This window comes from Stieleria maiorica, from assembly GCF_008035925.1.
Lineage (GTDB): Bacteria > Planctomycetota > Planctomycetia > Pirellulales > Pirellulaceae > Stieleria > Stieleria maiorica.
The window spans coordinates 818,420-834,149 of the sequence record NZ_CP036264.1 but is presented as its reverse complement, the minus strand read 5'-3'; the positions used below and the strand labels follow the sequence as shown (position 1 = coordinate 834,149).

Here is a 15,730-nt window from a genome sequence, read left to right as displayed (position 1 = left end):
CTCTGTCTTCATTTTTTGACCACCCAATTTTTTGACCCGCTTCTCTTTTCCACTATTCCGTCAGCTCACCATAGACCGCTTTAAGTTTCTCCAGAGCCCGGATCCACAGCATCCTCGTCGCCGCATTGGATCGCCCCAGTCGCTGAGCGATTTCGTCATGGGACAGTCCGTCGATGTGCCGCAGCGTCAGAACATTGCGATAGTCGTTGGGCAGTTGTTCAAGGGCGGCGGCCAATCGCAGCGTTTGTTCGGCGCGGTCGGCGCGTGATCGCGGATCGGGTTCCCGGTCGATCGCCAGTTGCTCGATCCGGATGCTGTCGCGGTCCAACGCGGCCTGCAGTTGCTGCTCCCGTCCGCCGCCCCGCTTGGCCGTTCGCAATTGATCCCGGTCATAGCGAATCAGGGTGCGTTTCAGGATCATCCGCAACCACGCCAACCGTTCGGCCTGCGTCGTCCCGCGAAAGTTCTGATGTCCGCGCCACGCATCGACCAAGGTTTGCTGGACGACATCCGATGGATCGATGCGGCCACGCAGCGCCGGGGACAATTGACGCTCGGCAAGCATCTTCAACCACGGCCGAAGCGGACCGATCGACCAAGTGGCTCGCAACGAGTCTTCGCTGATCGAAGCGTTTTCATCCCCGCGGTTCACGCCGTCGCTTGCCTCCCCAACCGTCCACTGACCCAGCGCACGGCCGAAGCAGCGATCCGCAGCATCCAGTAGAGCTGCACCACGATGGTGAAGCTAAACAACGCGACGCGCAATAGTCCTGTTGCATCGACGCGATGCTGCAGGGTATCCGGGTCGGTGCGTTGCAGATACGCAAACACAACAAGGACCAGAAAGACCACCGGCGTGCCAACTGAAAGAATCAATCGGATCGCGTTCCCCCGGCCGTCTGTCTTGTCGCGGACGGCGATCAGTAGTGCGGCGCCACACATCCAGGCGGTGACGCCGTGGAACAGATTGAAGACCAGCCCGGGCTCACGCAACCACGGACTTCGCCAAATCACCATCCAAACACCGACCAGCAGCGGTGCGAGCAGCAACCAAGCGAGACTCCAACGTCGTTCCTGCAGTGTCCCTTTCAAATACCACAACGGCAGGATGACCAAGACCGTCAGCGCCAGCCCGCCACGAAGTAGGTGGAGCCCCCAACCGGCGAGCGTGGTGTTTCCGCCGATCGAGGCAAACAGGGGACGCGTCCGACGCGGATCAATTTCTCGGTGCGTGGCAACGGCGATGGATTCTTGAGGTTCTGCCAGGCGGAGGTCCCGAAACTCGATCCCGTCCAGTGTTGGAGACGCGATTCGAGTGTACGTGTCACCATGCAGACAGACCAGCGGTACATTCGAGCGTGATTCCGGATCACCATTTGTTTCGGTCAGGAGACTCCGTCGTGACCAATCGATCGCGACAAGTCGATCCTGATCAAGTTGCAGCCAACTGACCGGGACGTCGTGATCCCATTTCCAGTGAACGTCTTGAAGCCCGTTGACGTCGGGAATCGTGATCTGGAATTGCGGATCGGGCCGCAGCATCGGATAGCAGCGGATAAGCAGTGAGGATCGGTTCTCGGACTTCAGCGTCGACTCGTTCTGTGACGGCGTGACACGATCCATCACGATGCGTTCATTGACACCATCCCCATCGATATCGATGAGCCACATGCCGGACACGTAGTGGTTTTCCACCATTTCATTGAACGTCTGAATCCTTTGAATTTGCTTGTCGCGAAGATCAAAAACGTCACACTGCGTTTTTCCGTTTACTTCATGGTAGAACGCAAGCATCGGGATGCCGTCCGCGTTCGTCGCGTCGCCGATCGCCAGGTAGCGACTGGCGTACGCGCCATCGACGACAGGGATTGAGGCAACGTTGTCGGGTTCGGTTGCGTCAACGATTTCACCCTCTGGTCCACAGAGCACCAGTTTCCGAAGCGCGTCGTCCTTTGAAGTGTGCCCCAAGTAGACGACGTGCGTCCGGTCATCGATGGCAACCAAAGCAAACGGAATCCAATAGTCGCTGCGTGTCGGTCGCTGGAAGACCGAACGTTCCCAAAGCACCTCGCCGTTGGAACCATCCCAAGCAGCCAGATACAGTTGCTCGTCGTGCGAGTGGGGGCCGACAATGTCTTGGACGCCGTCGCCGTTGATGTCCCCAAACTTCAAGTGGTCATAATCAGCGGGCGTGTTGATTCGCGCCGCTCCGAACAGGAAGCGATTCGTCCAACGGATCTCACCGGTGGCTCGGCTGACCAACGACATTTGAAAGGCATTGACCGGTTGTCCCGGCGCTCCGGCGGGGGTTCGCCGAGCAAGTCGACCATCGCCGACGAGCAGCATTGATTTTCCATCATGCAGGGACCGAGCCAAGATGACTCGGCCGCCCAGCGTGCCCTGCAGGCGACACCGCTGCGTGCCCGTTTGGCCGTCGATCAGCCGCGCAGGCGTTTCCTCTGCGGATTGGTCCTGAACCAAAAAGTCAACGCTTCCGTCGTCATGCTTGATGGGAATCCACTCGGCATCTTCGCCGCGGTTCCGATCGCTGTTCCATACCGTCTGTCCAGAATCAGCATCGATGACGCTGGTGCGGGTCGGTTGAAAACCCGACGCCGCGATCAGGTGTCGTCCCGAATCGCCGACCCACGACGCCAACAATCGGTTCTCGCCCAAACGGATCGTCGGTGACCGCTGGGATTGCAACAGGACCAGATGATCTTCAGCGACGCCGAAGGGGCCACCACGGCGACGGTAAACGCGCAGCGGCGACGTCGCATCGGTGGGGCTGGGACAGACATCCAGCCCCGCGGCGATGGCAACCGCGCTGGGGCTGCTGGGTTGGAAACGAATGACCGAGGACGCGAGCATGACGTCCAAGGTGCGGTCGCCGGTGACGAAATCAATTTCGATCGTCCCTGGCAGGGTGCCGGGAAGTCCGCTGCGAATCGCGTCGATCTGGGCCACGCGAATTTGGTCACCCAGCACGGGGATCCGATGCCTTGCCCAAGCGAGAACCTTGCCGGTTTTTCCCGAGATCCAATCGACATAAATGAAAGCCGTTTGACGGTTGTCGATTCCCGAAGCTTGCTCCGCCCCCGATCCCGCAATGACGGCCGTGGCGATGTCGTTCCAGCCGTCTTCGTTGATGTCGTCGGCCACGGTGATTCGGGAAACGCAATCGTCGGCGGATTGTAGCGCCGAGTATGGTGTCGGATCCGTCCAAACCGGCGTGCCGGTCGCCGCGTCGAGCAACTGGACGCCCAAATCAACGCCGTCGCGATAACGACTGCGGGGCACAACGATTTCGTCCGCGCCGTCGCCGTTGATGTCAGTGACATAGGGCCAATCGGCGTGATTGCGGTCGATCGAATTCTGCCACTGGACATGTTCCATTTGCCGGCTCCATCGTTGTCGGCCGTTCATGTCATAGGCGGTGATCGCCGTGCCGCGAAATCGCGCCGTCTTGGATCGTGAATCGTTGTGGTCGTGAAAGATCAGTCTTGTCTCTCCGTCTGCGTTGGCGATCCGTGGAGCGTGGGCGGGCATGAACGGCAACTTGATCGCGACGCTGGGTACAAAGCCTTGGTCCCAGTCGATGATCTGGCATTGCTCCCCGTTCATCAGCACGACTTGAAGGGAGTCTTCGTGGACCCGCACTCGGGGAGGACTCGGGACGGGGATTCGTATCGGCGTGCCGTAGCGTTGGTGTCGCACAAAGAAATCGCCGTACTGACGATGGCCCGAGCGAAACACGGAGGTGTCCTTGAAGGAGAGACCGCTGAACGATCGATACTGGTGTTTGGACGGATGAAAGATCGCGTCGACCGGCCAGAATCCGCCTGCGGGTGGATTGAAAACCTGATGGTGCCGGCCGATCACGTCGCCGGTCTTTCCGCTCAGCACGGCCAAGCAAACGTCCGTCTGAATCCCCATTTGATAGTGCACGAACATGACAAACAGATCGCTGATCGCGTCATCATCTAGATCGCCGAGGTCTTGCAAAGCAAAGACACCCGGGAATGGGAGTGTGGCGCGTCGATTGAACGTATCCGGCAAGTTCGACTTGCTGGGCAGATTCGCAAAATCGTAGGACCGTGACCACAAGACATTTCCTTGATGGTCGACAGCCAGCAATGCTTGTTGGTCGCCCGCGGCAACCAGCGTGTCGGTTCGTCGGTCGCCGTTCAGGTCGATCGGTGTACGCAGAGCGGCAACGCCTTGGGTCAGCAGCGGGTGATCGTCCAGGTGATGGTGCCCGGGATCAAAGTTCGCGGACGGTTGCGTGTCGGCAAAGTTGACGGCGATGGTCGCGGTTTGGCCGGCGTTTGATCCGTCGACGCTGGTGAGCGTCGTGTCGATGGAACGGACGTCGATTTCCCATTGATGATCGCTTTGCCATGCCACTCGTTTTAAGACACCGTCACTTCGCCAGAGGATCGCGGGAGTCGATTCATCAGAGACCGTCACGACCGCCGCGTCGCCGATCGAAATCTCTTTGGATCGGGCGGGTCGGTTGGTGATTCGGTAGTCGCTGGGGGCGCCTCGGGTGATCGGCAGCCGGAGCGTCCGACTCCATCGGCCCGTCGGAGCAACCATCATCTGATAATCGCCGGCGGTGTGCTGTCGGTAATTCTGCATCGGAAGCGTGACTTCCATCGTGGAATCCGACAACGCGGACCGGCCGACCGGAACGATGGTTGCTTGGTACGGTCCACCGCCGGCGCGAACGCGAAATGCGCCCAAGTGACTTTGTCGCCACTGATCAAACCCGTACAGCAGAGCGGCAATCAACATCGCCGTGACGGTCATCGCCGCGGCGGCAACGCGAACGCGCGTTTGATGCTTGCGGCCCCAACGCGCCGCTTTTTCCAAGATCGAAAGTGGGCGGGCATGAATCGGATGGTCGTCACGAACGGCGCGCAAATCATCGGCAAACTCGGCGGCGGATTGATAACGCCGGCGGGCGTCTTTTTCCATCGCCTTTTGCAACACGACCTCCAAGTCGCGCGGCAGATCGGAACGCAACGTTCGCAGGCCGGGCGGATCGTCGTGTCGGATCTTGGTGATCAACTCCAGCGGGTCCTCGCCCTCAAACGGTGGCCGCCCGGTCGCCATCTCGTACAGTGTCGCGGCGAGGGAGTAGATGTCGCTGCGATGATCCACGTCGGGCGCGCGCAGGTCCGCTTGTTCGGGACTCATGTAGCGCGGCGTGCCCAGGATCGCACCGGTGATCGTCGCGCCGGCGTCGACCAATCGGCGGGCCAATCCGAAATCGGTCAACCAAACACGGTCTTCATGGTCCAAAATCAAATTGGCCGGTTTGACGTCACGGTGGACCACGTCCCGTTCATGGGCGTGGGAGAGCGCATCGGCGGCTTGGATTCCGACGTCAAGGATCGCTTCGAGTTGCGGCTGCGAGGACGCCCGCCGGGTGCGTAGGATGCGCGCGGCCAAACTCTCGCCTTCGATGCGTTGCATCGCGTACCAACTGGTGTCGCCTTCGCGTCCGGTCGCGTAAACCGGAACGATGTTGGTGTGATGCAACGCACCGGCCGTTTCGGCCTCGCGGCGGAATCGGTCCAGCGCGCTGGGGTCGACGATTCCGAATCGCATGACTTTCAGTGCGACGATCCGATCGAGCGATTTTTCGCGGGCTTCATAAACCACGCCCATGCCGCCGCGACCGAGTTCGGAAAGGATTTCGTAATCACCGATCGACTCGGGAAGCCCCGGCTCGGGAAAACCTGACTCGGGCGGCAGATCAAATCCGTCGGTCTCGGCACGGCCGAACAATTCCGCCGCGTCCAGGCATTCGGCCAGACGTTGGGCGTGTTCGGGATGCTCGGCCAGCCATTGGTCGCGAGGTGGCGCGACACCGCGTTGACGGTCGGTCAGGTAGCGATCCAACAATTCGGCGATCTCGGCCTCCATCGGCGCATCAATCGTCGGTCCCGGATCGTCGGTCGTGGGGCGTGGCGATTCAGTCATACCAATCATCGATCGTACTAGAAAACGGAGGCTCTAGTGGTGTAGAGACGAATCATGGCACCGCGCAACGGGGAGAATCTGGCGCGCGTAGCAATGGCAACGAGATGCAGTCCGGTCAGGCCGGACGGCGTTTTGGGAAAAAACGCGCTGCGTCGATGTCGATCTCGCAGTGATCGCACACCGTCAATTTCATGGACGACACGACGGTCGACGCCGCGCCGGGAGCGTCCATGTGAATCGATTCGACGGTCTCTTGGATCGGATCAACGATCAAATAAGTCGCCACGCCTTGTTCCCGGTACAGCGTCCGTTTAAACCCCCGATCATTCGCCTGGGTCGACGGGGAGAGAACCTCTACCACCAGCGCGGGTGTCGCGCGTTGATGGGTATCGGGTGGATCGCCACAGATCAGCATCACATCGGGTCGTACGACCGTATCGGAGCGAACAATCCAGTCCAATTCCGAGACGACGGTCGCGTGACAGTCGCTCGCCTCCAGGGCGAGTGTCAGGTGCGTGACGGTCTTCGCAACGACCGACTGATGACGTCCAAATGGACTCGGCGACATCGCGATCGGCACGCCGTCCCAGAGTTCCCAGTCACCTTTCCAGGCCGCGTAGTCTTCGGCCGTGTAGGTTGGAAACGGGTGGGGGTCGATCGACATGGGGCAAGCTCACGGACTGGTGGGGTGCATTGGACCGGCAAGCAACCCGGCAGTGCGCACTTCCTTCATTCTAGTGCTGTGTTCCAATTGAAACACAGCGTTTTGAAACACAGCACTCGCGGCCCCGAAGTCCAAAGCGGCCCGGCGCGTTCAAAACGACTGTCAAGGGGTGAACTGACCAGAGAGCCCGATGACGACCCCCAAAAGGGCTGCAAAAAACCACAAAACACCCCAGCAAGAAGTATGCCAACCCCTCGCTAAAGGGCCGCAAAACACGGGGATTTCAACAAAATCTCGTTTTTCTTGCCAACTGATATGGCAGCGATTTCTGGGTGTCCATAGCATCCAGAAGGAGTAAGAAAAAAGGCCTCAGCCAAACGATCACTTGGGGCAAAAGTGACCGAAAATGACTGAGACCTCATTCCAAATGCCGGATGCCAAAAGGGGCACTTGTTGGAAATCCAGCATCGCACGACGCTTTCGGGCGTCGTGCGTTTTTTTTTGCTCGGGGGGACCGTTGGTCCAATCAAGTCAAGCGATGGTACGGCGAACCGACGCCAGGGTCAATGCGAATCTGGCGAAATGACGCCAAACCCTCTGCGTGTCAATCGGGGGTGTCGGTGCATCGTCAATTCACCCGTGGTGTTCTCGATGAGCGTATCGGCTTGCTCATTTCGGCCGCTGATCGACCATGCGTTTTGCCTTGGCTTGGAAACGCGGCAATGATTCGGCGGGGACGGGAGTCACCGCGACACGCATCGCCAAACGCTTTTGAAACAACTCGGCGAGCTGTCGGCAGTCGGATTCACTCAATTCGGCCTCCACGGCCAGCGAATCCATTTCGCCCTGCTTGGTCACGATCATACGAAACTCGGCGGTCGGGTTTAGCTGTCGGACGATCGATTCGATGCTGCTGGGGAAGACGTTGACACCGCGGACGACCATCATGTCGTCGCTGCGGCCGAGCACCCCGCCATCGAGAAACAAGAAGCGACAGGGGTGATCGTGTTGTTGAAATCCTCGCACGATATCGCCGGTGCGATAGCGAATCGCGGGTCCACCGTGGCGGCCGAGTCCGGTCAGAACCAGCTCCGCTTCTTCGCCATCGGCTGCTGGTCTGCCGTCTGGATGATCATCATCGAAGCACAACCGCTGGGCGATGAATTCGGTTTCGATCACGTGCAGCCCCGATCCGTCCCGGCTGCCAAATCCCCACGCCCCGATTTCGCTTGCGCCGCTGTGGTCGATTACGGTCGCGTTCCAACCGGCTTGGATGCGGGACCGAATCGCCGGAGCGCTGCCACCGGGTTCGCCGGCGACGATCAATCGTGAAACGGCCGTCTGCGTCAGATCGATGCCAAGTTTTTCGGCAACGGCGATCAGGTGCAAGGCATAGGTTGGTGTGCAGCAGACAACGGTGCATTGTTGTTCGACGATCATTTGCAGTCGTGTCTCGCTGGACATTCCGCCGCCGGGGATCACCAACGCACCGGCGGCCACCAATGCGTCGCTGGCGGTCCAGAATCCGATGAACGGGCCGAAGGAGAACGCCATCATGGCGACGTCACTGGCGCGGATGTCGGCGGCATGCAGCACGTGTCGCCAACAATCCAGCCACCACTGCCAGTCCTGCTGCGTATCGAGCACCGGCATCGGATGACCGCTGGTCCCACTGGTCTGGTGAAACCTGCTGTATTGCTCGCGTGGCAATGCGAAGATCCGCCCCGGATCCCCTGGCGACGGCGCGACCATGTCCGACTTGGTCACCAGCGGCAACTGAGACAGTTGGTCCAGCGAATGCAACGGGAGCTGCAGGTCTGCGTATCGATCGCGATAAAACTTGTTTCGGATCGCGGTCGCCAAGATGGCATTCAGCCGCTCAAGTTGCAGCGTTTCGATTTGGGATCGGTCGAGCTGCCACTGCGTTGAAATGTCGGATTCGGTCGGTAATGGATTCATGGGCCGGATATTCTAGCGGGCCATCGCCGATTCGGGGCAGGACGGGCAACGGCGTATCAGTGGAGGGGCAAGGGGGGCAATTCTTACCGGAAGACGGGTTGGTGAAATCCGGCCGCCGCATTCGTGAAGGAGCCGTGAAGAAGACGTGAGAAAACGGTTTTGGCATTGTCGTTTCAGGCCTTTGCAACGAACTTCTCCGCTACATCGGACTCAATCAAACACCTGTCATTGCAAGGCCGGATCCATGAAAACCCAGCGCATGCGACCTCCCCAGTCGCGAGTTGGATTCACCCTGATCGAACTTCTGGTCGTGATCGCCATTATCGGGCTGCTGGCATCGATGGCGATGCCGGCACTTAGCAAGGCCCGTGAAGCGGCCCGCTCGGCTGCCTGTCAGTCCAACTTGCGGCAATTCGGGATCGGCCTGCTGGCTCGCAGCACGCAAACGCCCGGCGGGGCGTTTTGCTCGGGCAGTTTTGATTTCAAACGCGACGGCGTGCCGACCGAAGTGGGCTGGGTTTCCGACCTGGTCACGCGCGGCATCCTGCCCGGTGAGATGCTGTGTCCGAGCAACACCGCACGCAGCAGCAAAGTGATCGAGGAAATGGTCTCGTTGCCGCTGACCAGCTTTGCCGCCGATAGCTGTTTCGACGAATCCGCTCGGCTCGGCACCGAACCGTACACCGATTCGTCCGGCGTCGTCGTCTCCAACATCGCGCGCAAGATCGCCAATGATGCGATCCCACCGAAAACGCCGGCACGCACGGCGCTCGTGGCCAAAAAGATGATCGACGAAGGCTACAACACCAACTACGCGGCGTCTTGGTTCATGCTGCGGACCGAATTCAATCTGTCCGCTGACGGCAATCTCGCGCCGATCAATCCGGCCTGTGCCGACATGGATCCACGCGGCAGGAACGTGACCAAGGGGCCCTTGGAGGTGCAGTACCTGGACGGGTCGCGGGCGACGCTTTCCACCGTGCCGCTGCTCTGTGACGCCACGCCGTCAGGATATCTGAGTGCGACGATCGGCGAGCGGCTGCCCGCCGGCGGCCTTTACACCACCCCGATCGTGGGCGGACCGATCGGCAATGTCTTGCAAATGGACTTGGATGGCGACGGCACTCCGGAGACTCCCAACGCGAACTACCTGAAAACGCCCCAGTTCATCGCCGGCGTACCGCGCACTGGACCGGCCGGCTGGTACAAGCAGCTGAACTTTTATACCCGCCAGGACTACCGCGGCATCATGCCGCTGCACAACGGCATCGCCAACTGCTTGATGGCCGACGGTTCGGTGCAGGCGTTGTACGACACCAACGGTGATCAATACATCAACAACGGTTTTGACGTGCCGACCGGCGTCGGCACCGTGATTTGGACCAGCAAGAAAACGGAAGCCGACAAGCTGACGATCGCCAGCTACCACTCCTTGAAGTCGGACGGCCCGATCGAATAGCTACTCGTCGGCCGGTCAGAGCGTTAGACTTTCGGGCGTCCACTGAAATTGCACGCCCGAAAGAGAACACCATGAGTCGTCTTGCCAGCCGCCGTCCCGAGTCCGCGGAGTACGACAGTGATTATCACCGTGACTTGATCGCGCGTGTCGAAGGGCGGTGTGCGATCGAAACCCTCCGCAGCCAATTGCACTGGATCTGTGACTTGGCCGGCAGCATCAGCACCGAACAGGTCGACCGCGTTCACGGCCCCTATCAATGGACGATTCGGCAAGTCTTTGAACACTGTGCCAACGCCGAGCGGATGTTCGGCTATCGGATCATGTGTCTGGCCGACGGCAGCGAGCCGACGCTGCCCAATTGGGACGAAAACGTCTCCGCCGACAGCCGCTTCGGTCTGGGCAACTTTTCCGCCCTGGTCACCGAATTGGGAGACCTGCGGAAAGCGAACCTGGGGCTGCTGCAACGTTTGACACCGCGGGCTTGGGACGCTGCCGGCACCGTCGCCGGGTACCACGTGACGGTGCGTTCGCTCGCCTGGCTGACCGCCGGACACCTGCTGCACCACTTCGAAATCGTCGAAAACCGCTGTGGGGTCACTGCGATGCGCGGCCCCACCATGTTAGAGTGATGAATTCATCTTCACACTCTCGCCGATAACAACGATGTTCGTCGATCGCGTCCAAATTGAACTTCACGCCGGAAAAGGCGGGGACGGGTGTTCCAGCATGCGCCGGGAAAAATACATTCCCCGCGGGGGGCCCGACGGCGGCAACGGCGGACAAGGCGCCAGCTTGATCCTGGAAGCCCGATTGGGGGTCAATTCCCTGGCCGCGTTTGCCAACCGAAAGTTCATTCGGGCGGGTAACGGCCGGCCAGGCCAAGGCGCGATGCGACACGGCCGCAAGGCAGAGGACCAGACTTTGTTCGTCCCGCCGGGCACGCTGGTGATCGATGCCGAACAGGGGTTCGTGATCAAGGACCTGAAACATCACAGCGATTCGTTCGTCGTCGCCCGAGGCGGCAAGGGTGGCAAGGGCAACGCCCACTTCAAAAGCAGCACCAACCAGGCACCGCGCGAATTCACCAAGGGCGAAGAGGGTGAAGTCCGAATCGTGATCCTGGAATTACGTTCGATCGCCGACGTCGGGCTGGTCGGCAAACCCAACGCGGGAAAGAGCACCCTGCTCAGCCGGATCACCAGCGCCCGACCGGAAATCGCCGACTACCCATTCACGACCAAACATCCCAATTTGGGGATCGTCGATCTTGATGAAGCGCGGTCGTTTGTCCTGGCCGACATTCCGGGGCTGATCGAAGGCGCCAGTGACGGGCTGGGACTCGGTCACGAGTTTCTGCGGCACATTGAACGCGCCGGTTTGCTGGTCCATCTGGTCGAACCGGAACCGACCGATCAGTCCGATCCGCTGGACAATTACCGCGCGATTCGCGCCGAGTTGTCGCAGTACGATGCGGCCCTGGCTGAGCGCGACGAAATTTTGGTCGTCACCAAAAGTGAACTGCCACAAGCGGCGGAGGTCGCCGAGCGACTGCGCGAAGAAACCGGCCGCCAAGTCTTGCTGATCAGTGCCATGACCGGTGCCGGCCTGACCGAGTTCACCGAACAGGTCATGGCGCAGGTGCAACAACGTCGCAAGGCACTGCTGGATGCCGGCGAGGACATTCCGTTGCTGCGTGAATCGGAACAACCGATTGAAAAGCGAAGGGTCCCGCCGCACCTGCGGGGAGCGACCGCGCAGCTTTCGGATGACCATCAAGCCAAAGACTTTGAATCGACCGCGGATGCCCCGGCGAAGGATATGCCGTGACGCCACGAGAGACGATCGCTGCGATCGATGTGGGAAACTCGGCGATTAAAGTTGCCCTGGCAAAGGTGTCCGAGCTGATCACGGCCGCAGGGGACCTGAGCGCCGGCGACGCACCGGTGCGCTATCAATCGTTCCCCTTGGACCAACCGCGATGGGACCAGCAGATCTGCCGCTGGGTGCGGCAGCACGCCGGACAGGCGACGGTCTCCTGGTGGGTTTCGACGGTCAACCATGCCGCCAGCCGCCCACTGAAGGACGCAGTGTTGGGCGTCGCGGATTCCGCAGCGGAATCGGCTCCCGACCGACAACAGGCATGGCACAACCTGACGTTTGAAGACGTCCCGCTGCGCATCAAGGTCGATGCACCCGAAAAGGTCGGGATCGATCGATTGTTGAGCGCGTATGCGGCATCGACCCGGTTTGCGGCACCGTTGGTGGTGGTCGACGCGGGGTCGGCGGTGACGGTCGATTGCGTCCGTCCCGATTCTGACGCTCGGCCGGTATTTGTCGGTGGAGCGATCCTGCCGGGGATCCGTTTGCAACACGCGGCCCTGGCGACCGGCACGGAAGGACTGCAACAAGCGACCCAGCGCATCGATCCGGCCGAAGTCGCAGCGATGATGCCGGCGACCAACACGCAACAGGCGATTCGATTGGGCGTGCTGGCAGCGGTCGTCGGGGGGGTGGAGCGTTTGGCCCAGGAGTATGCGTGCCCCGACGACGATGCAGTCGAAAGTTTACCAATTGTCCTTTGCGGTGGAGATGCGGCGACACTTTCTCCGTATTTGCGGGCCCTACATCAACAGGTGCCCCATTTGGTCTGCTTGGGGATTTTGGATCTGGCAATTCAGCAATGTCAGATTGCCCCCAGCGGGCTAAAATAAGGTGCCCACGCGTCCACCGACTCCCCGCCCACCGAAGAAATGCCTGCTTCAAAACTCTCTGACTTGCTGCCGATCCGCATGTCGACCGGCAAACCGAACGCCTACCAAGTGTTCGGGCTGAAGAGCGGAGAACCGGACACCGCCAAAATCACCGCGGCGATCAAACGCGTCTATCAGACGTTGAAGGAATCACGCTCCAGCGCCGATCCGGCCGTTTGGAAACAGGCGGCCAAGCTGGCCGAAGCGGCGCGAAAACAGTTGGAAGATCCGCAACAACGCCGTGCCTTGGACGCCGGTCTGGCCGCGGGTGATGACACGGCCGGCGGTGGAGCGACGACCGACAACACTGCGACAAGCGAACCGGACGATCCCTTGGCATCGCTGTTGCCAAGCGCAAAACCGAAATCCAAACCCGCGACGGCATCCCCCGCGGCCGTGCTGGGAATGCCGCCGGGGCTATCGGCACCCGCACAGACAACCTCCAACAGTGCTGCAAACGTCAGCCAACCCGCCACGCCGGCCTCGGTATTGGGCACGCCACCGCTGGGCGCGCCGGCGACGGGCACGCCAGCGACGGACACACCAGCCCAACCCGCTCAGCCAACGCCCGCTTCGGTTGCCACGGCGGGAAACGCGCCGATCGCTTGGACGCCTCCGAAGAAGCAGAAAACGAAGCGTCGTCGAAAGAAGACCGGGGTGTTCCTGTTCGCGCTGTTCGTGATCGTGATGCTGGGAGCCATCGTCGGCTTGCTTCAATTTCTGACCCAGGGCGGGCAGATCGCCGTACGGCCGCCGGGCGATGACGGCGGCGGAATTGTGATCGGCAATGCGGATCCTGAACCGGAACCGCCCCGGCCGGCTGCCCCAGCGAGCGACGGCGTGCTCGGAGACGTGGCTGCCAGCGGGATCGCCGAATCGCTGCGCCGCCCCAACGACGGCATCCCGGCCGATGACGGTCGCGTACCGAGCGATTCCAATTCGCAACCCGACGCGATGCCGTCCGATCAAGTGCCAGGCGATTTGACGTCGCCCAGCCCGATCCCGCCGGCCGGGATGCCAGACTCTCCGTCGCCGATGCCTGCCCAACCGGCGCCGGCCGAAGCGACCGACCCAATGACTCCGGCCAACATTGCCGCCAATCAGGAAAAAATCGAAGCAGTGGAGCAACTGATTCGTGCGGCCGATTGGGATCAAATGAAACCGGCCGCCGAGGCGTTGTTGAAACTGAAGCTCAATGCCCAGCAATCCAAACGCGCCAGTTCGCTTTATGACATCGCCGATCTGGCCAGTTTCTATCGCGGTGCGATCGGACGCGGGTTGGCGACACTCAACACCGGCGGCACGTTCGACTATGTCGAGGGGGTTCCGGTGATCGTCGTCGAAGTGTCTCCTGAGGATCTGACGATTCAGTTCAACAAGCGAACGCGCTCCTTCACCGTCGACGAGATGCCGCCGCGGTTGACCGAAAAGATCACTTCTTTCGCACTTTCCCCCGAACGTCCCGACGCAATCGCCGGTCAAGCGCTGTATCGTCTGATCCATCCAAAATGGCGCGCCGAATACCGTGATGACACCTTTGACGTGCTCGCGTCCATCGACGGCGAACTCGAGCAAGTTGACACGGCAATACTGCAGCAAGTCGCAAAAGAACTCTTCCCAAAATAGATGCCACACCCGATCGAAGTTCCAGTTCTTGATGGCACCCTTGCGTCGGCCATCGACACGCTGGCGAAACTCATTTCATTCCCTTCGGTCAGCGCAAAAAGCAACGTCGAAATCACCGACTGGTGCGCGGCCCTACTTTCCCAAATGGGATTCACGCTTTGGCCGAGCGAATATCGCGATGAGCGTGGAGTGGCCAAGGCGAATTTGGTGGCGGTCCGAAAACCGACGCGAGCGACGCCCCCGTCCGATGCACCGCTGGGGCTCGCTTACTTTTGCCACACCGATGTCGTGCCGGCCAAAAAGTGGATCGGTGCTCCGGCAAATGCGAATGACGCCGCCAACGCTGCCGCACCGGGGCCGTTTCATGCCGTGGTGACCGAGGATCGTATTTACGGCCGCGGTGCTTGCGACATGAAGGGTTCCTTGGCGGCGATGCTATCCGCCGTCGCGCGACTGGACGCCGACCGGCAAACGGCGCCGATCTGGATCGTTTGCACCGCTGATGAAGAGGTCGGATTTAGCGGCGCCAAACACCTGGTCGATCACTGCGACGGCTACCGCGACTTGGTCCGCGCCGATCCCGTCTCGATCATCGGCGAACCGACCGAAATGAATGTCGTTTACGCCCATAAAGGGATCCAGGGCTTCACCGTTCACAGCCAAGGCCGTGCCGGGCATAGCGCGACCAACTACGGTGTCAACGCCAACGAAGCGATGGTCCCGATGCTGGTCAAGCTGTTGGAACTCTGCCGGCGGACGCGCGAGGACACTTCGTTGCAAGACGATCGTTTTGACCCACCGGTGCTGTCGTGGAATTTCGGTGTCAGTGATCACAGCAACGTGGTCAACATCACCCCGCAGCGCTCCGATGCGTGGGTCAGCCTTCGCACGATGCCCCAGGTGGATCACACGGTATTGATCGCCGAGGCGGAAGCGACTGCAGGGCAGTTGGGATTGACGCTGACGCCGATCCCCGGCTGCGACCCGATGTGGACCGATCCGGATTGCGATTTCGTGTCGACGCTGCAAACGATCGCCGGCACGCGGTCCCAAACCGTTTGCTACGCGACCGACGGCGGAGTCCTGGGGGAATTGTCGCGGCGCGTCGTGATCGGCCCCGGCAGCATCGCCCAAGCACACACGGTCGACGAGTGGATTGCGATCGATCAACTGCAACGCGGCATCGATTGCTACGAGAAAGCGCTACGGTTCTGGTGCACGGGTGGCTGACGCGTGCCTCGTTCCCGGGCTCCGCCCGGGAACGGAGATTCCCAGAGGCTC

10 protein-coding genes are annotated in these 15,730 nt (G+C 60.7%); 6 read left to right on the top strand and 4 right to left on the bottom strand.

Features of this window, described 5'->3' with window-relative positions:
* Nucleotides 1-52: 52 nt before the first annotated feature.
* The 4 genes from Mal15_RS02605 to Mal15_RS02590 form a co-directional block, all read right to left on the bottom strand.
* Complete coding sequence (locus tag Mal15_RS02605; protein ID WP_147866326.1) at nt 53-652, bottom strand: sigma-70 family RNA polymerase sigma factor; 600 nt, start codon at nt 650-652, stop codon at nt 53-55.
* Nucleotides 649-5,991, bottom strand: coding sequence for a serine/threonine protein kinase (locus tag Mal15_RS02600; RefSeq protein ID WP_167546601.1), 5,343 nt, complete (start codon nt 5,989-5,991; stop codon nt 649-651). The genes Mal15_RS02605 and Mal15_RS02600 overlap by 4 nt, the downstream gene beginning before the upstream one ends.
* A 115-nt stretch (nt 5,992-6,106) precedes the next feature.
* Nucleotides 6,107-6,655, bottom strand: coding sequence for a Uma2 family endonuclease (locus Mal15_RS02595; RefSeq protein ID WP_147866324.1), 549 nt, complete (start codon nt 6,653-6,655; stop codon nt 6,107-6,109).
* A gap of 669 nt (nt 6,656-7,324) precedes the next feature.
* Nucleotides 7,325-8,614 carry a phenylacetate--CoA ligase family protein gene (locus Mal15_RS02590; RefSeq protein WP_147866323.1) on the bottom strand — a complete coding sequence of 430 codons (1,290 nt, stop codon included), beginning with the start codon at nt 8,612-8,614 and terminating at the stop codon, nt 7,325-7,327.
* Nucleotides 8,615-8,858: 244 nt separating this feature from the next.
* Between Mal15_RS02590 and Mal15_RS02585 the strand changes: the two genes are divergently transcribed.
* The 6 genes from Mal15_RS02585 (at nt 8,859) to Mal15_RS02560 (ending at nt 15,679) form a co-directional block, all read left to right on the top strand.
* A complete protein-coding gene (locus tag Mal15_RS02585) occupies nt 8,859-10,073 on the top strand; it encodes a DUF1559 family PulG-like putative transporter (protein ID WP_147866322.1) in 1,215 nt (404 codons plus the stop codon).
* Nucleotides 10,074-10,144: 71 nt separating this feature from the next.
* Nucleotides 10,145-10,702, top strand: coding sequence for a DinB family protein (locus tag Mal15_RS02580; RefSeq protein WP_147866321.1), 558 nt, complete (start codon nt 10,145-10,147; stop codon nt 10,700-10,702).
* A gap of 34 nt (nt 10,703-10,736) precedes the next feature.
* Complete coding sequence (obgE, locus tag Mal15_RS02575; protein ID WP_147866320.1) at nt 10,737-11,900, top strand: GTPase ObgE; 1,164 nt, start codon at nt 10,737-10,739, stop codon at nt 11,898-11,900.
* Nucleotides 11,897-12,784 carry a type III pantothenate kinase gene (locus tag Mal15_RS02570; RefSeq protein ID WP_167546600.1) on the top strand — a complete coding sequence of 296 codons (888 nt, stop codon included), beginning with the start codon at nt 11,897-11,899 and terminating at the stop codon, nt 12,782-12,784. The genes obgE and Mal15_RS02570 overlap by 4 nt, the downstream gene beginning before the upstream one ends.
* 39 nt (nt 12,785-12,823) lie before the next feature.
* Nucleotides 12,824-14,449 (top strand): hypothetical protein, encoded by a 1,626-nt coding sequence (locus Mal15_RS02565; protein WP_147866318.1) that lies wholly within the window; start codon nt 12,824-12,826, stop codon nt 14,447-14,449.
* Entirely contained in the window at nt 14,450-15,679 is a 1,230-nt protein-coding gene (locus Mal15_RS02560; protein ID WP_147866317.1) for a M20 family metallopeptidase, read from the top strand.
* Nucleotides 15,680-15,730: the final 51 nt, after the last annotated feature.